The organism is Mesorhizobium sp. M1A.T.Ca.IN.004.03.1.1 (assembly GCF_003997555.1).
GTDB lineage: Bacteria > Pseudomonadota > Alphaproteobacteria > Rhizobiales > Rhizobiaceae > Mesorhizobium.
The window spans coordinates 341,120-358,402 of the sequence record NZ_RZTV01000004.1 but is presented as its reverse complement, the minus strand read 5'-3'; the positions used below and the strand labels follow the sequence as shown (position 1 = coordinate 358,402).

Genomic DNA, 17,283 nt, shown 5'->3' with positions numbered 1-17,283 from the left:
TCGGACTGGACCTGCTCAAGCATAGAGGCCTCCCTCGTTCTGGGTGCGTCTCGCCGCGCGGCGGCGCAGGATCTCGGCAACGGTCATCAGCACGAAGGACGCCGCCAACAACAAGGTACCGAGCGCCAGCACGCCGGGGAGCTTGGCCGCGAAGCGCAGCTGTCCCCAGATGTAGATCGGCAGCGTCGCCTCGGTGCCGGTGAGGAAGAAGGCGATGATGAACTCGTCGAGCGAGATGGTGAAGCAGACCAGCAGGCTGGAGATGATCGCCGGCGCCACCATCGGCAGCGTCACCCGCCGGAAGGTGCCGAAGGCGCTTTCGCCGAGATCGGCGGAGGCTTCCTCGAGGCTGCGGTCGAAACCTTCGAAGCCGGAGGTCAGCACCGTCATCGAATAGGGAATGCAGACCAGCACATGCCCAAGCACGACCGTGAACAGCGACAGGCTCAAGCCCAGTTGCAGCATCACCAGGAGCATCGAGATGGCAACGATGACCTCGGGCAGCACCAGCGGGGCCATGATCAGCCCGTTGACGGTGCGGCGGCCGGGATAGCGGTAGCGGGTGATCGAACGGGCGGCGAGAATGCCGAACACGGTCGACAGGATAGCCGCCGAGACGCCGACAACCAAGCTGTTCCAGGTGGCGTCGATCAGTGCCGGCGTGCGCGGCAGGTCCTGGTACCAATGCAGCGTGACGCCTGAGAGCGGGAATTTCGGCGTCGCCGCGGTGTTGATCGAGAAGATCGGCAGGAAGATCACCGGCAGATAGAGGAAGAGGATGTAGAGCGCGGCGTAGCTCGACAGCCAGCTTGGCAGGTAACGTCTGATCGCCGTCATCGCGCCAGCCTCTGCAGCGCGCGGATGACCAGCACCGCGGCGCCGGCCATCAGCGAGACGATGACCATGGTGGTGACGGAGAGTGCTGCGCCGAGCGGCCAGTTCGACGCCTTGCCGAATTGCGCCTGGATGGCGTTGGCGATCATGACGCCGTCTTTGCCGCCGACCAGCTTCGGCGTGACGTAGTCGCCGACGGTCGGGATCATGACGATCAGCGCCGCTGAGATGACGCCTGGCGCCGACAGCGGCAAGGTCACGCGCAGAAAGGAGCGCAGCGGCCCGTCGCCGAGATCGGTCGCCGCTTCGACCAGGGTGCGGTCGACCTTCTCCAGCGAAACGAAGATCGGCAGGATGGCGAAGGTCGCCCAGGCGTGGGTCAGCGTGATGATGACCGCGTTGGAATTGTAGAGCAGCGCAGTCGACGGCTCGTCGATGAGACCGAGGCCCATCAGGCCGGAATTGAGCACGCCGTTGTAGCCGAGGATCACCTTCCACGACATCACGCGCAGCAGGTAGCTGGTCCAGAACGGGATGGTGATGAGGAACAGCCAGAGGCTCTTCTGGCGGCCGCCATGGAAGGAAATGAAATAGGCGATCGGATAGGCGAGCAGCACGGTGAACAGGCTGACCGTCAGCGAGATGTAGAGCGAGCGCCAGAGCAGGTCGCGGTAGATCGGCTCGGTCAGCGCGATCCGATAATTCTCCAGCGTGAATGTGTGGTCGATGGTCAGGTAGTCCTGCGTCCAGAAGGAATGGGCTATAACAACCAGGATCGGCAGGACGAGAAGGATGAGCGCGTAAAGGAAGGTCGGGCTGATCAGCGCAATGCCCTGGACGGCTTCCGATTGCAGAAGGGCACCTCGTCTGGCTCTCGCCATGCGCAGCGGGGGCGACCCTTCCGCGGCGGCGGTCATTGCAGCGCTCCGGGCGTGATTGCAGTTGCCGGCTCGGACTGTCCCGCCATACGGCCTTCCCATTGATCGGCGCCGACTGCCTGGTCCCAATTTATGTGCCCGGAGCGATCACTCCAGACTTGCCGGCTTTCTTTCATCATGAGCGCATCCGCCGATTGAAATCAAGCGCTATTTCTGCAATATTGATTGAATGGACATTCAAAATGAAGTGACGAAAAGCCGAATTTCCATGGCTTTCCGCTTCGTTTCATGTCTCTGGAAATCACCGCAACGGACCATGCGAGGCTAAGATGGCGGCTGCACGAGAGATCAAGGCGAGGGAAGTTGTCGAGCCCGGGGACGACGATGCGGTCGAGCTGGCCAAGCGCCATCTGGTCCAGCCCTGGCCCTATGCCGGTTCGGTCGGCGCCGAGGCACGGGCGCTGATCGGCGAGGGCGAGGACATCTACATCACCGACGCATCCGGCAAGCGGCTGATCGACGGTCCGGCCGGCATGTGGTGCATCAATGTCGGGCACCGCCGCGAGGAACTGGCAAGGGTGATGTACGACCAGGCGATGGCGCTGTCCTACAACACGCCTTGGTATACAATGAATGCGCCCTCAGCCGAGCTTGCGAGACGCATCGCCGATGCCGCTCCCGGCGATCTCAGTCACACCTTCTTCACCACCGGCGGCTCGTCGGCGGTGGAGACCGCACTGCGCTTCATGCAATTCTACAACAATGTGCGCGGCAGGCCGGAGAAGAAGCTGATCCTCAGCCGCGGCGGCGCCTATCACGGCTCGACCTACCTGTCGGCTTCGCTCAACGGCCGCCCGCGCGACCGGCACTGGATGGATGGTCCCGACGAGCTGGTGATCAAGCTCTCCTCGCCCGATCCGTTCCGACGGCCGAAGGAGATGAGCATCCACGTCTTCACCGATTTCCTCGTCGACCAATTCCGCGACACGGTCGCGCGCGTCGGCGCCGGTCGCATCGGCGCCTTTGTCGGCGAACCGGTGCAAGCTTCGGGCGGCGTCGTCGTGCCGCCGGATGGATACCTGAAGCGCATCCGTGAGATCTGCCGCGAGAACGAGATACTCTATGTCTCGGACGAGGTGGTGACCGGCTTCGGACGGCTCGGCCATGTCTTTGCCTCTGGCGACGTGTTCGGCCTCGATCCGGACATGATCACCTTCGCCAAGGGGGTGACCTCGGGCTATTTCCCGCTTGGCGGCGTGATCATCTCGGAGCGGCTGCTGGAGGAACTGCGCCGCTCCAACCATCCCGATGCGCTGTTTGGCCATGGCCTCACCTACACCAGCCATCCGATCGGCTGCGCCGTCGCGCTGAAGAACCTCGATCTTTTGGAAGAGGGCGTGCTTCAGCATGCGCGCGAGATCGCGCCCTATTTCCAGGCGCGCCTGAAAACGCTCGAGGAACTGCCGCTGGTCGGCGAGGTACGCGGCGCCGGCCTGATGGCTTGCGTCGAATGCGTCGCCGACCGCGAGAGCAAGGATCCGCTGCAGCTCGACAAGGATGTGGGAAAGCGTATCGACGCGCATTGCCATGAGCTCGGTCTGTTGGTGCGGCCGCTGATCAACATGTGCGTGATGTCGCCGCCGCTCATCATCAGCCGCGAGCAGATCGACGACATGGTCGCGATCCTGCGCGAAGGCATCTCGCGCACGATGGATGATCTGAGGAAGGAAGGCGTCTGGCGGGGGTGAGAGAGCGCCCCTCTCCCCGTTCTACGGGGAGTGTAGCCGGCGGGTGAGGGGCAGCGCCAGCTTGCGAGATTTAGTTCAGACGCTCCCTGAGGTTCGGGAGCCAGAGCCAATTGTGAGGCGCTTGCCCTGCCCCGCCCTTCGGGCACCTTCTCCCCGTGTAACAGGGAGAAGGGAAGACGCTCACCCCTTCGACCGCAGCGCGTCGTTCAATCCCCACATGTCCTTTTCCTCCGGTGCGGTCTCCAAGTTCAGCACCGGCACCTGCCTGCGCAGATGGTCGTGGTGGGTGCGCACGCCATATTCGAGGTCGGAGAGGTAGAAGCCCCCGAACGCCTCGGAGAGCATGGATTCGTTCGACCAGACGGAGAGCTGGACATCCTCGTTCATGGTGTCGCGGTCGATGCGGTAGGCAAGGTAGCGCGCCGCCGCCTGCTCCCGCGTCTCGTCCTTGTAGCGATAGATCGCGCCGCGCAGCAGCGTCTCGCCGGTGGACAGCGGGAACTCCTGATAGAACTGCACCGATTCCGGCATGATCGACAGCGCGTTGTTGGGGAAGATGCCGTAATAGATCCAGGCTTTGCGCAGATGCTCCGGCAGGTGCGTCGGCTCGGGCGCTATTTTGATGTACTGGTTGACGCTCCAGCGCCGCCCGGCATGCGGGTTGTAGGTGGCGAAGGACCGCGACACGCCGTTGACGAAGGGTTCGTCGAAATAGGTCGCGCCGTAGAGGTCCTGCAGCGCCGGATGCGCCATGGCGACGTGATAGCCCTCATTGTCGACGTCGCGCACCGATTTCCAGTTGACCGGTGATTTCTGGGTCCAAATGCCCAGGCACGGCACCATGTCGGCAACATTGTAATGGGCGATCTCCGCCTCGATCGGCTTCAAGAGTTCAGCCACGGAAGGCTGCGGGCCACCGTTACGGAAGCGGATGAAGATGAAGCCCATCCAGACTTCGAGATCGAGCGGCATCAGCCCGAACTCGGTCTTGTCGAGTTCCGGGAAGGAGCGCGGACGGGCAGCCCCCCGCAGCGTGCCGTCGAGATTGTAGACCCAGCCGTGGAACGGGCAGATCAGCGCGTTCTTGCAGGTGCCCTGGCTGTCGGCGACGACGCGGCTGCCCCGATGACGGCACATGTTGTTGAAGGCACGCACGACGCCGTCCTTGCCGCGCACGATCAGCGCCCGCTCGCCGATGACGTCCATCGTCAGATAGTCGCCCGGATTTGGCACGTCGGAGACATGGCCGGCGATCTGCCAGTGATTGCGGAAGACGTATTCCTTCTCAAGCTCGAGAAGGGCGTTGGAGTGGTAACTCCACCCCGGCAAACCCCGCCGGTCCCAATCGTTGGGGATCGCCACGTCACGCAGGTGCGGGTTCATGAAAATGCTCTCGTTTTGTTGAATGCTCGTTCAATAAAAACACATTTTGCGTTAAAATGCAATGGCTTGTGAAAGTATGGAAATTTCATGCCGACCGGCTTGCAGCCATCCGAGCCGAGAAAATCCCGGAAAATCCGAGCCTTAACCAGGAGTGCAAAACGGCGGTTCCAGCTTCGGATCCGCAGTTTGTGAGGGCACCGTTTCGACGCGCTTCGCGTATCGGACGATCGCGACAGCCATGCCAATTCTGCGCCTGTGTGAGGTCGCTTACAGTCCGCCGCATCCGACAGGAGCAAAAGGAACAGAAGCGATCCCCGTTTCAGTCCTGTTACATGGGCCATCCCGCCCTATCATCCGGCTGTTACGTGGTGCGGTTAAGTTCGTTTCAAGGAAAAAAGAAAGATAACGAAGGGAACAGCCGATGTTTGCCAAAGTCCGGATCGCCGATGCCAGCCGCCGCTCTTATGGTCCCGAGCGCAATGATCGCCGTCCGAAGCTGGCGTTGCGCCAACGCGCCAGCGACCATCCGATGACGATGTTCATGCTGCTGGGCGTTGCCGCCTTCGCCAGCATGGTGCTTGCGCCAGCCGCGGGTCCCGCTTTCGCCTCGATCAATCCTCCGGCCAATGTCGTGGAGGGCGCGCCGACGACGCTCAAAACCGCGCGCCTGCCGCAGTCGCAAGTCGAATTCGCCTGCAAAGGGCAGAGCTGGGGCGCCGAGAACGCCGAATGCCTGCGTGCCATTGCCGAGCAGTCCGGTCAGCACCGGGCCCGAGCTGTGCGTATGATCGCCAATGCCGCGCCGCTGACCGACACCCCGAACGTGTTTTAGGCTCCCCTGAGCGCACCCTCCGCGCTCCAGTCAGGCTCCCGCCGCAAAGTCGGTCGGGAGCCTCTTTTTTCGACTCCGACGATATCCAGGTGAAGCCGCAGAGGGAGCAATTTCAGATGTCGGCGCCGTTGTCGGCCGCCGCGACATCGGCAACGGTCGCAAGGATGCCGCGGACGTCGAGCGTCGAGAAGGGCTTCTCCAGGATCTGCGGCCGCTGCTGCGGCGGCAGTGCCTCAATCTCGGCCTTGGCGCCGATGAGGTCGCCGGTGACCAGCACGAAACGCTGCGCCAGCCCCGGCCGTTCGGCCAGCAATTCACGGTAGATCGAGATGCCGCTGGTGCCCGGCATGCGCAGGTCGGAAAACACGATGTCCGGCGGCATGTGCCCGCTCAGAACCTCGCCGGCGGACGTCCAGCTTGGCACGAGACGCGACTTGAGCCCCATGAGCTCCAATAGGTCGGACAGCGAAGCGGCGACGTCGGGCTCGTCGTCGATGATCAGCGCATGGCGCAACCCGCTCGACCGCGCCGGACCCTCGCCGTCCTTTGCCGCATTGCCGGCAATCGCCGGCAACTGGACGACGAAGCGCGCGCCGTGCGGCTGCACCTCTTCGAACCAGATGTTGCCGTTGTGGCGCTCGACGATCGATTTCGAGATCGACAGGCCGATGCCGGTACCGACGCCGACCGGCTTGGTGGTGAAGTAGGATTCGAAGATGCGTGAGCGGATCGCATCGGGAATGCCGGGTCCGTTGTCTTCGACCGAGAAGCCCGGATTGCCGCGCTCGCTGCGAAAGGTCCGCACCTTGATGCGCCGCTCGCCGGTGAAGCCGGCAAGCGCATGCTGGCTGTTGATGAGGAAGTTGGCCGCGACCTGCGTGACATGGTCGGCGTCGGCCATGGCGAGCAGCGGGCCGTTGGCGAAGTCGGTGTCGATGATGATGCCGCTGGAGCGCGCACCATAGGCGGTCACTTCGAGCGCCGAGCGCATCACCTGGTTGAGGTCGGTTTCGGCCTGCTCGGTCGGATGCAGGCGCACCATCGACAGGAAGCTCTTGACGATGCGCCCGCAGCGTTCGGCGGCCGCGCGCACCTTTTCGGCGCGCACCTTGGTCTGCGGGTCGGCCGCGAATTCATGCAGCAGGGTCGATTGCGCGACCACAACCGCCAGCGGGTTGTTGAGCTCATGCGAGACGCCGGCGAGCAGCGAGCCCATTGCCGCCATCTTTTCATTCTGGTGCAGCTTCTCGCGCTGGCGGTTGATCTCTTCTTCGGCGTGCAGCTTCTCGCGCAGGTCGCGGATCGAGCCGAAGATGAGCCGGCGGTCGGCAACCCTCATCTCCGTCGCGGTCAGCTCGATCGGAAAGATCTCGCCGGCCGCGTTCTGGGTCACTGTCTCAAGCCGCTGGCCAACCATCGGCGCGCCCCGTCCGGCCATGTACTCGGCGCCCGACGAATAACCCTTGCGGTAATAATGCGGCACGATCGTGTCGATCAGATCCTTGCCGAGGATGTCGCTGCGCTTGAAGCCGAACATCTTCTCGGCGGCCGGATTGAATTCGATGATGGAGCCGGCCTCGTCGATGACGATGATGGCGTCGAGCGAAGCCTGCAGCATGGTGCGGCGGATAACCTCGCTGGCATGCGCCTCTGAGGGCGAGCGCTCGATGGCGTCGCCGATGGCGAGCGCGATGATGTGAAGCGTCGCCTCCTCTTCATCCGTCCATTCGCGTTCGGCCGCGCAGTCATTGACCGCCAGAGTGCCCCAGAGATGGCCGTGGGCGAAGACCGACACCGAAATGAAGGATTTTATGTTCTGCTTCTCGAAGTCGGCCCGCAGGAAACCATCGAGGTCGCGCGTGTGGCCAGCGAAGACCTTGCCCTGGCGCTCATCCTCCTGCAACTGCTCCAGCAGCGGATCGGAGTTGATGATCGACTGCATGATCACGGTAGGCGATGCGAGCTCGCCGCCAAAAGCAGGGTCGATCCAATAGGAGGCCACGGACTGGGCAAAGCCCTCGCCCGGCAACTCGCGCAAACGGAAGAGAATGCCGCGCTGACAGTCCAACGAACGGCACAGTGCCTCCAGTATGCTGTCCATCTCGCGCTGCCAGTCGCCCGCTTCGCGCAAGCGGCGAACGACATGGACGGCCGCCATCGCGGCGCCCTGGCGGGAGCCGTGCATCTCTGTCCGTGCGGCCTCAGCTGTCATCGTCGAACGTCATCTCCGGGCCATATCGGTAAACCATGAAATCCAGCACACAAGCCCGAAAATCGACAACGGTTTTCTGGGGGCATGCCGCCGGACCGGAATGCTACAGCGTCGATTGCGTATCCGGAAGGTGCGCGGCGCCGGAGTCAGTTGCCGTCGCCAGCCGGCAGCGAGAAGATGTAGCCTTCGCCGCGCACCGTGCGCAGGAATTTCGGATTGGCGGGGTCCGCCTCGATCTTCTTTCTCAGACGCATGATGCGGATGTCGACAGCGCGCGACGATTCCGGGTCTTCCACGAAGCCGATCGCCTCCGAGATCGCCGCCCGCGTCAGAAGCCGGTTGGCGCGGGTGAGGAAAACTTCCAGCACGTCGAACTCGCTCTTGGCCATCTCGATGACCGCGCCATTGGCGCCGGTCACCAGCCTGCCGTCGAAATCGGCCTGGAAGCTGCCGAAATTCATGAAGCGGCGCGTGCCGGCCTCGGTCTTCGCGGCCTGGGGGGCAACCGGCTGCGGCACGCGGCGCAGCACACTGCGGACCCTCGCCAGCACTTCGCGCAACTCATAGGGCTTGACGATGTAGTCGTCGGCGCCGAGTTCCAGGCCGACGATGCGGTCGAGCGCGGTGCCGGCGGCGGTGGCGTAGATGATGCCGATCTGCGTCTTGGAACGCAGCCAGCGGCCGAGCGACAGGCCGTCCTCGCCGGGCATGGCGATGTCGAGGATGGCGAGGTGGAAGGGTTGCGCCTCGAGCAGGCTGCGCGCCGCCGCGGCATTCTCGGCCGTGGCAACGTCATAGCCGCTGGCGCCGAGATACTCGGCGACCGCTTCCCTCAGATCCGGCTCGTCCTCGACGACAATGATGCGCGCCTTCACAATGGTCTCGCTCCCGCTTTCAGCGGAAAGTAGATTGGGTATAAACATGATGTCCAGCGCTCATCTCGAGTTGTCCGTGGCGGAGTGGAGAAAATGGCAGCACGATCCGTCGTCGCGCTTGTGTCCGTTGCCGAAGTGGTGGCCGGCGACCTGGCCGACCATCTCGAGCGGCGCGGGCACGATGTGCGTCAGGCGCGCCAGCCCTGGGAGGCGGAGTCGCTGCTTTCGGCAGGCGGCATCGACGTCGTGGTCGTCGGTGACGACGTGACCCAGGCGGAGGGGCGCGAACTGCTCAAGCGCTATAGTAGCCAAGGCGGGGGCGGCGAGGGTGGCTGCGACTTCATCCTGATCTGCCGGCCCGCCGATCTCGTCGACAAGGTGCTGGCGCTGGAGCTCGGCGCTGCCGACGTGATCGAAAGCCCGCTCAACGTGCGCGAGCTGGCGGCGCGCATCGGCCGCCTGCTGACGCGGCGCGGCCGCAACCCCCAGGAACTGATCGTGCTCGAGAATGCGACCGTCGACTTGAGGTCGGCCATGGTCATGCATCGTTCCGGCGCCGAGGATCAGCTGTCGCCGGGGCAGGTGGCGCTGTTGAGATTGTTTCTGGCGAGCCCGCGAAAGGTGCTGACGCGCGACGACATCATTGCCGCCGCGCCCGCCGAGAATGCCGACGCTTTCGACCGCTCGATCGATTCGCGCATCGTGAGGCTGCGCCGTAAGCTCGATACGGAGACCATCACCACGATCAGGGGTGCCGGTTACCGGTTCGATCCGCCGACGCCGCGCACCGACTGAGGCGAGGGCCACCAGGTCTTTTCCTCGATCTTGCATCGGATTTCCAAAATCGCTTCGCACTTTGGATCCGACGCCGGCGCCTAGCGCACCACGAGGATCGAGGGGCCGGACGGCAATTCGGCGCTGGCGGCGATCTCGGCGTGGGCGCGCTCCTTGAGCAGCACCGTTGCAAGCGCGGCAAAGCCAAGCAGCCCCTGGGCATAAAGCAGTGCGGACAGCACCGAAGCGGCAAATTTCGTCTTCATAACTCAATCCCCAATTCGATAGTCGTCGATGCTTCAGGAAACTCCCGAAGCGCCCGCGCCGCTTACGGAGCCCCCCGCTGCGGCGCGGGCCTTCGGTCCTCTCGGCAGCAAGTAGCCGGAGGGGCCGCGCATCCCTATCAGCCGAAGACCGACCCGCCAGAGGGCCCTCAGCCGGTTGACGCGCAGGCTGGAGATGATCCAGACCGTGGCGATGAACAGTGCAGTGTGCAGTGTCGAAACCTCGCCGGAATTCATGGCGCCTAGACCCCGACCCTGAGAAAACCAGGTGCGAACTTTCGATTTCCTGCCCATTTTCGTTTGCTGATGTCTGTTCCCGTGACCTCGACATTGCTGCGGGCCTGTATCCGCATCATGCCGCGCAAGTCGCGTTTTGTTGCAATTCGGTTTCGAGATTGGGAGAAAGGCTTTCATATCAAAGCCATATACGCTTTCTCCGCCGCTTTCGGCCTGCTTGGTATTGCCGGCAGCCGGTCTAAGGGAGCGTGTTCTCTGGAATTAGGCCGTTAACTTAGAGAAACGAATTCGAAACATTAACGCATATTAAGCGAAATAGGCCTGAAACAGGCGATCCCGATAAGACGATCCATCGAAATTGCAGCCGGCCCGACCGGCAAAAGAGAGAGGGATCGTCATGCATACCGCCATTTCAGCCAAGCTCATCCACGTCACCGCCGCCGCGCTCACCGGCGCGGCTCTGCTCTTCGGCAGCAACGCCGCTCATGCCAACCAGCTCGTCGCCCGGGTTTCGCTGTCGCAGCAGATCATGGAAGTCACGGTCGACGGCCGGCCGACGTTCACCTGGAAAGTGTCGACGGGCGACAGGGGGCACATAACGCCGACAGGGTCATTCAAGCCGACCCGCATGCATGAGATGTGGTATTCGAAGAAATACGACAATGCGCCGATGCCGCATTCGGTCTTCTTCAGCGGCGGCTATGCGGTGCATGCGACCTATGCCATCAAGCATCTTGGCCGGCCAGCCTCGCATGGCTGCGTGCGCCTGCATCCCGATGCCGCGGCCGACTTCTATCAGCTCGTCGAGGCCTTCGGCCCGGGCAACACCAGCATCCTCATCGTAAAGTAACGGGTCAAGTAGCGGGCGGATTGCCGCCTTCAAGCCAGGTTCGACGCAATTCCGGACGGAAGGCCACGGCGAAGTCGCCGAGCAACCGTTCCACACTTTTCCTGGAATTGCTCTGGCGCCGAAGCCGTGGGGCGACCGCCTAAAAAAGAGGCCGGGATTTTCCGGCCTCTTTTTGTTTTTGGAGCAGTCCTGGATTGCTTCAGGTGGGCAGCGCCGGCATCAGCTTCGGATCGGGCTTCTCGGCGAGATGCGGCAGATCCTTGCTGGCGATGAAGGTGTAGAACATGGGCACGACGAACAGCGTGAACATCGTGCCGACCAGAATGCCGGTGAAGATGACGAGGCCCATCGAGTAGCGCGCCGCGGCGCCGGCGCCGCTGGAGATGATCAGCGGCACGACGCCGAGCGCCATCGCGGCCGTCGTCATCAGGATCGGCCGCAGGCGCACCTTGGCCGAGGCGATGATGGCATCGCGGCGCCGCATGCCATGGATTTCGCGCTGCTGGTTGGCGAATTCCACCAAAAGGATGCCGTGCTTGGTGATGAGGCCGATCAGGGTGATCAGTCCGACCTGCGTGTAGATGTTGAGCGTTCCGAGGCCGATATTGAGCGGCACGATGGCACCGAAGATCGAAAGCGGCACCGCCATCATGATGATCAGCGGATCGCGGAAGCTCTCGAACTGAGCGGCCAGAACCAAGTAGATCACGATCACGGCGGCCGCGAAGGCGATCAGGATGGTGTTGCCCTGCTCCTTTTCCTGCCGCGATTGGCCGGAATAGTCGATGAAGAACGTGTCGGGCAGCGTTTCCCTGGCGAGATCCTCCAGCACTTTCAATCCGTCGCCGGTGGTCACGCCGGGCAAGGGCAGGGCGGAGATCGTGGCCGAGTTCAGCTGGTTGAACTGCTCGATCGCTGCCGGCGAGGCGTTGGTCGAGATATGCACCACCGCCGACAGCGGCACCATCTTGCCGTCGACGCTGCGCACGAAATACTCGCCGAGCTTCGCCGGATTGTCGCGGAACTCCTGCGGCACCTGTGGGATGATGTCATAGCTGTTGGAGTCGCGATCGAACTGCGCCACTTCGGCGCCGCCGACCAGCAGCGTCAGCGTGTTGCCGATGTCGGCGATGGGCAGGTTCAGTGCCGCCGCGCGCTCGCGGTCGATGGTGACGGTCACCTGCGGGGCGTCATAGGACATCGAGTTCTGCACGACGATGAAGCGGCCGGAAGCCTGCGCCTTGTTCTTGATCTTCTCGGCCTGGTCGAAAACTTCCGAGGGATCGCCGGTCGAGCGAACCACCATCGAGATCGGCAGGCCGCCGCCCGAGCCGGGGAGCGTCGGCGGCGCGAAGACGAAAGCCTCGACGCCGGCGACCTTGGCCAAGCGACCGGTGATGTCGGTCTGGATCTCCTTCGAACTGCGCTGCCGTTCGGCCCAATCCTTGAAGGCAAAGCCGACAAAAGCGCCGTTGGTGGCGCCGCCGAAGGCGACCGCCGAGAACTGCGCCCGCGTTTCCGGAATGTCCTTAACAAGACCGAGGATCTGGTTGACGTAGGTCTCGGTGTAGTCCGAGGTAGCGTAGCGCGGGGCGGTTACGATCGAAAGCAGGAAGCCCTGGTCTTCTTCCGGCGCTAGTTCGGTCGAGGTCTTGGTGAACATGAAGCCGGTGAGCGCAACCAGCGCGACGACGATGATAAAGGTAACCGGCCTGTTTCTGAGCGAAGCGGTCACCGCCCGCTCGTAGACGCGCTCGACACGGCTGAAGGTGCCGTCGACGATGCGCTGGAAGCGGCCGTGCGCGCCGGCCTTCAAGAGGCGAGCCGACATCATCGGCGTGATGGTCACCGCAATCAGGCCGGACAGGACCACGGAGCCGGCCAACGTGACCGCGAACTCGCGGAACAGCGCGCCGGTCAGACCGCCGGTGAAGGCAAGCGGCGCAAACACGGCGGCCAGCGTAATGGTCATGGCGACGATTGCCGAGAAGATCTCGCGCATGCCGTTGAAGGCCGCCTGCATCGGCGACATGCCGTCTTCCTCCATATGGCGGTGGATGTTCTCCACCACGACAATGGCGTCGTCGACGACAAGGCCGATCGCCAGCACCATGGCAAGCAGCGACAGAAGGTTGATCGAATAGCCTACCGCAAACAGAATGAAACAGACGCCGATCAGCGACAGAGGGATGGTCACGATCGGCATCATCACCGAGCGGAAGGATCCGAGGAAGAGCAGGATGACGAGAATGACGATGGCGACAGCCTCACCGATGGTCTTGAACACCTCCTCGATCGAGGCGCTGATCTGCTCGGTGGAATCGTAGACGATCTCGATCGTCATGCCCTTCGGCAACGTATCCTGGATCACCGGCACGATCTTGTGGATCGCCTCGGCAGTCGTCAGCGGATTGGCGGCAGGCGTCGGGAAGATGGCCAGGAAAGTGCCCGGCTTGCCGTTGAAGCTCACCCTCGTGTCGGTGCTGGCGGCGCCAAGCTCGACCCGAGCCACATCGCGCAGCCGCACCACCTGGCCGTCGGTCGAGCGGATAGGGAGCTGCGCGAAGGCTTCCGGCGTCTGCAGGGTCGAGTGAACCGCGATCGAGGAAACCACATACTCGTTCTGTGTGTTGCCGGGCGCGGACAGGAAATTGGAATTGTTGATCGCAGTCAGCACGTCGGCGGCCGTGGCGCCGCGGGCGGCGAGCCTGACCGGGTCGATCCAGACCCGCATCGAATATTCCTCGGCGCCGAAGATCTGGACGTCGGCGACGCCTTCCACCGTCGAGATGCGCGGCCGCACGACGCGCTCGATGTACTCGGTCAACTGCTCCTTCGTCATGTTCGGATTCTGCATCGAGATATACATCATCGCGAACTGCTGGCCGGTGCCCTTGACGATCACCGGATCCTTGGCGGCATCCGGCAAGGTGCCGCGCACGCCTTGAACCTTGGACAGCACCTCGGTCAACGCAACATCGGGGTTGGAGCCGAGCTTCATCTGCACGGTCACCGTGCTCGAAGACGGGCGGCTCGACGAGGTGACGTAGTCGATGTTTTCCGTCGAGGCGACGGCGCGCGCGATCGGCGCAGAGATGAAGCCCTGAATCAGGTCGGCGCTGGCTCCGGGATAGGCCGTGGTGATGGTGATCGCCGTCTCGTCAACCTTCGGATACTGGCGGATCGACAGGTTGAAGATGGCCTGGAAGCCCAGGAGCAGGATCATGCAGGCCAGCACCGTCGAGAGGACGGGGCGGCGAATGAAGATATCGGAAAAGCTCATTGCTGAACCTGCTTGTTTGCCGATTTGCTGGGATCAACGGTGTTGTCGACCGCAACGGACATGCCGTTGAAGAGCCGGTTCTGACCGGCGGTCACGACCTGGTCGCCGGCCTTCAGGCCTTCGACGATCTCGACCATGCCGTTGTTGCGGCGGCCGAGCTTGACGAAGACCTGCGATAGAACGAGCGCCGGTTGCTGCCCGGTTTCGGCCGGCTTTTGAGCGTTCTCAGGCGGCTTCGCGGCGCTGTCGGCGGCGTTTGCCGTATCGGAGGCCGGCTTCGAGGCATCGGCTTGCGGCTTGGCTGCATCGCCGGCAGGCTTCTCCGCCCCGGCCTTCTGGTCTTCCGGTTTTGCTGGCGCGGCAGCGCCGGCCTCAGCGGGCTTGGGCGGCACCACCACGAAGACATAGTCGCCGTAGAGGCTCGAGGTCACCGCCGTCTGCGGCACCGAGATGACGTTGCTTTCCTCCGGCAACTCGACGCGGATCTGCACGAACTGGCCCGGGGTCAGCTTGCCCTCCGGGTTGGCGACCTCGCCGCGGATCGACACCAGCCGGCTTGCCGGGTCGATCTTGGGATCGATGCCGCGGATCGAGCCGGCAAAGGACATGTCGGCAGCATTGCTGCCGATCCGCACCGTCTGGCCGATCTTCAGCAGCGGCAGCTGCTGTTCGGGCACGGTGAAGTCGACCCGCATCGTGTCCAGATCCTGGATCGTGACGACTGAGTTGCCGGGCGCCAGATACTGGCCAATGTCGATCTTTGGAATGCCGACCGTCCCGGTGAAGGGAGCTGCGAGTTGCTTTTGGTCGAGCACGGCTTGCAGCTTGTTCACTTGCGCGGCCGATGCGGTCGCCGCCGCGCGCGCGGCATCAAGCGTAGCGTCGGTGCCGACGCCACGCCGCTGCAATTCCAGCGCGCGGGTCAGCGCCGCCTGGTCGGATGCTGCCTGAGCCTTCTGCGCCACCAGATCGGCCTTCTCGACGGCATCGTCGAGCTGCAGAAGCACAGCGTCGGCCGCGACCTTCTGGTTGGCGTGGAAGAGGATGTCCTTGACGATCCCGGCCGTCTCGACGGTCAGGTCGACGCCGCGCACGGCGTTGACGGTGCCGATCGCCTCGACGCCGGGCGTCCAGTTCGAAGGCTTCGCCACGATGGTCGACACTGTCGCCGCCGGCGGTTTCATGGTGGCGAAAAACTGCTTGATCGCATTGTCGCGAAACAGGTTGAAGCCGACGATGCCGGCGCACACCACGGCGAGCAGCAGCAGAATTCCGGTGATGATGAAGAAGCGCTTCACGGATAGTTCCCCTCGAGCCGGCAACGTCAATTGCCGGGACACATATCTACGATAAATCCCGATTTCAAATTGCGGGCGCCTTACTGTACCGTCTGGACGGTCTTGTCAATTCCACAAGGCCTAATGTAAGGGAAGGCGTGATGAAAGCTCGCAAGGCAAACTCGCGCGACAGGATACTTGCAGCGGCAGCCGACGTGGCGCGCGAGGCGGGCCCGGGAAGCCTGTCGCTCGACGCCATCGCGAATCGGGCCGGCGTGTCGAAGGGCGGTCTGCTCTACAATTTCCCGACCAAGGCCAAGCTGATGCAGGGGCTGGTCGAGAATTACCTCAATGCTTTCGAGCAGGCGCTCGAAGAACGCACGGCCGAGGCAAGCGATGAAAGCGCGCTCGCGGCCTACATACGGCTCTCGGCCGATGATTGCGAGAAGCCGAAACCTTCGGCCTCCTGGATGTTCTCCGCGATCGCCGAGGATCCGGAATTCCTGACGCCGATCAAAGCCTTCAAGCGGCAGCTGTTCGAACGGCTGAAGGGGGAAACGGACGACCTCGGCTCGCTGCTGGTTTGTTTCCTCGCCATCGAGGGGCTGCGCAGTATGAATCTTTTCGATTCAGACGTGCTGTCGCAGCAGGAGCACAAGCTCCTGGTTTCCTCGCTGCTCAAGATAGCCGGATAGGTCGCAGGCTCACATCAGCGGCGGCAAAGACCGCCCTAGGACCGCCAGCTTCCTGTCGCTCGAACTGCATCACAACATTGTATCGCACCGAAATACGGGCATGGCATTGTTATGTTGCGACGCACAAACTATGTGCTTCAACAGTCCCTCCCTCCACGTGCGAGATCTGCCATGGGTTCCCTGTCTTCCAAGAATGCGCTCGTCACTGGCTCGACCAGCGGCATCGGCCTTGCAATCGCCCGCGCCTTTGCCGCCGAGGGCGCCAACGTAACCATCAACGGCCTGGGCGATGCCGCGGCGATCGAAAAGGAGCGCGCCGGCATCGAGAGGGATTTCGGCGTCAAGTGCCGCTATTCCGGCGCCAACATGATGGACGGCGGGGCGGTCACCGCCATGATCCGCGAGGCCGAGGAGGCGTTCGGCAGCCTCGACATCCTGGTCAACAATGCCGGCATCCAGCATGTCGCGCCGATCGACGAATTCCCCGACGACAAGTGGGAAGCAATCATCCGCATCAACCTGCTTGCCGCCTTCTATGCCATCAAGGCGGCGCTGCCGGGCATGAAGAGCCGCAAATGGGGCCGCATCATCAACACGGCTTCGGCCCATGCGTTGGTCGCCTCGCCGTTCAAGTCGGCCTATGTCTCTGCCAAGCACGGGATTGCAGGTCTGACCAAGACGGTGGCGCTGGAAGTCGCGCAGGATGGCATCACCGTCAATGCGATCGCGCCCGGTTATGTCTGGACGCCGCTGGTCGAGAAGCAGATCCCCGACACGATGAAGGCGCGCGGCATGACCGAGGAACAGGTCAAGCACGATGTGCTGCTTGCCGCGCAGCCGACCAAAGAGTTCGTCAGCGTTGAGGAATTGGCGGCACTGGCGCTGTTCCTGTGCTCGGATGCGGCCAAGCAGATGACCGGCACGACCCTGCCGATGGATGGCGGTTGGACGGCGCAGTAAGTGCAGCTTCCAAAGAAGGTGCGGGCCGCGCCTTCCTCGACAAGAATTCTTGACAATCGTAGGGGAGCGTTCCAGCATCCTGGCTAAGGGGTTCCCCGCGACGACCCCGTGAGGCGTCAGCCCAACGATCGCGTCCAAACTCTCTTCGTTCAGGAGGTGGA

General features: G+C 63.1%; 15 protein-coding genes. 6 read left to right on the top strand and 9 right to left on the bottom strand.

The genetic code is table 11. The annotated features are described in order from the left end of the window. Positions 1–15: 15 nt before the first annotated feature. Positions 16–837: an ABC transporter permease gene (locus EOD29_RS15645; protein ID WP_127247149.1), complete on the bottom strand. Its 822-nt coding sequence runs from the start codon at positions 835–837 to the stop codon at positions 16–18. After that, on the bottom strand, positions 834–1,751 hold the full coding sequence (locus tag EOD29_RS15640; RefSeq protein WP_127247148.1) for an ABC transporter permease: 918 nt from the start codon (positions 1,749–1,751) through the stop codon (positions 834–836). The genes EOD29_RS15645 and EOD29_RS15640 overlap by 4 nt, the downstream gene beginning before the upstream one ends. A gap of 290 nt (positions 1,752–2,041) precedes the next feature. Here EOD29_RS15640 and EOD29_RS15635 point away from each other — a divergent pair, with 290 nt between their 5' ends. Further along, positions 2,042–3,460: an aminotransferase gene (locus EOD29_RS15635; protein WP_127247147.1), complete on the top strand. Its 1,419-nt coding sequence runs from the start codon at positions 2,042–2,044 to the stop codon at positions 3,458–3,460. Positions 3,461–3,640: 180 nt separating this feature from the next. On the opposite strand, the gene EOD29_RS15630 is transcribed toward EOD29_RS15635, so the two are convergent. Continuing rightward, complete coding sequence (locus tag EOD29_RS15630; RefSeq protein ID WP_066990508.1) at positions 3,641–4,843, bottom strand: aromatic ring-hydroxylating dioxygenase subunit alpha; 1,203 nt, start codon at positions 4,841–4,843, stop codon at positions 3,641–3,643. A 421-nt stretch (positions 4,844–5,264) separates the two neighbouring features. On the opposite strand from EOD29_RS15630, the gene EOD29_RS15625 reads away from it, so the two are divergent. After that, a complete protein-coding gene (locus EOD29_RS15625) occupies positions 5,265–5,675 on the top strand; it encodes a hypothetical protein (protein WP_095799859.1) in 411 nt (136 codons plus the stop codon). A gap of 112 nt (positions 5,676–5,787) precedes the next feature. Here the strand turns inward: EOD29_RS15625 and EOD29_RS15620 are convergent, their stop codons facing one another. Further along, a complete protein-coding gene (locus tag EOD29_RS15620) occupies positions 5,788–7,887 on the bottom strand; it encodes an ATP-binding protein (RefSeq protein WP_164763769.1) in 2,100 nt (699 codons plus the stop codon). Positions 7,888–8,033: 146 nt separating this feature from the next. Beyond that, positions 8,034–8,762 (bottom strand): response regulator transcription factor, encoded by a 729-nt coding sequence (locus EOD29_RS15615; protein WP_067319230.1) that lies wholly within the window; start codon positions 8,760–8,762, stop codon positions 8,034–8,036. A gap of 93 nt (positions 8,763–8,855) precedes the next feature. Between EOD29_RS15615 and EOD29_RS15610 the strand changes: the two genes are divergently transcribed. After that, positions 8,856–9,557: a response regulator transcription factor gene (locus tag EOD29_RS15610; protein WP_066990432.1), complete on the top strand. Its 702-nt coding sequence runs from the start codon at positions 8,856–8,858 to the stop codon at positions 9,555–9,557. A gap of 80 nt (positions 9,558–9,637) precedes the next feature. On the opposite strand, the gene EOD29_RS15605 is transcribed toward EOD29_RS15610, so the two are convergent. Then, positions 9,638–9,802 carry a hypothetical protein gene (locus EOD29_RS15605; RefSeq protein WP_082953640.1) on the bottom strand — a complete coding sequence of 55 codons (165 nt, stop codon included), beginning with the start codon at positions 9,800–9,802 and terminating at the stop codon, positions 9,638–9,640. Between the two features lie 33 nt (positions 9,803–9,835). Next, complete coding sequence (locus tag EOD29_RS15600) at positions 9,836–10,057, bottom strand: hypothetical protein (protein ID WP_066990429.1); 222 nt, start codon at positions 10,055–10,057, stop codon at positions 9,836–9,838. Between the two features lie 397 nt (positions 10,058–10,454). On the opposite strand from EOD29_RS15600, the gene EOD29_RS15595 reads away from it, so the two are divergent. Beyond that, entirely contained in the window at positions 10,455–10,907 is a 453-nt protein-coding gene (locus EOD29_RS15595; RefSeq protein ID WP_066990426.1) for a L,D-transpeptidase, read from the top strand. 199 nt (positions 10,908–11,106) lie between these two features. Here the strand turns inward: EOD29_RS15595 and EOD29_RS15590 are convergent, their stop codons facing one another. Together EOD29_RS15590 and EOD29_RS15585 are read right to left on the bottom strand one after the other, a co-directional pair. Next, positions 11,107–14,190, bottom strand: a complete 3,084-nt coding sequence (locus tag EOD29_RS15590) for an efflux RND transporter permease subunit (RefSeq protein WP_127241069.1) — start codon at positions 14,188–14,190, stop codon at positions 11,107–11,109. Then, positions 14,187–15,488 (bottom strand): efflux RND transporter periplasmic adaptor subunit, encoded by a 1,302-nt coding sequence (locus EOD29_RS15585; protein WP_095824013.1) that lies wholly within the window; start codon positions 15,486–15,488, stop codon positions 14,187–14,189. Before EOD29_RS15585 ends, EOD29_RS15590 begins: the two co-directional genes overlap by 4 nt. Before the next feature lie 140 nt (positions 15,489–15,628). Here EOD29_RS15585 and EOD29_RS15580 point away from each other — a divergent pair, with 140 nt between their 5' ends. Together EOD29_RS15580 and EOD29_RS15575 are read left to right on the top strand one after the other, a co-directional pair. After that, positions 15,629–16,162: a TetR/AcrR family transcriptional regulator gene (locus EOD29_RS15580; RefSeq protein ID WP_127247145.1), complete on the top strand. Its 534-nt coding sequence runs from the start codon at positions 15,629–15,631 to the stop codon at positions 16,160–16,162. A 171-nt stretch (positions 16,163–16,333) separates the two neighbouring features. Continuing rightward, positions 16,334–17,122, top strand: coding sequence for a 3-hydroxybutyrate dehydrogenase (locus tag EOD29_RS15575; protein WP_095799863.1), 789 nt, complete (start codon positions 16,334–16,336; stop codon positions 17,120–17,122). Positions 17,123–17,283 lie beyond the last annotated feature (161 nt).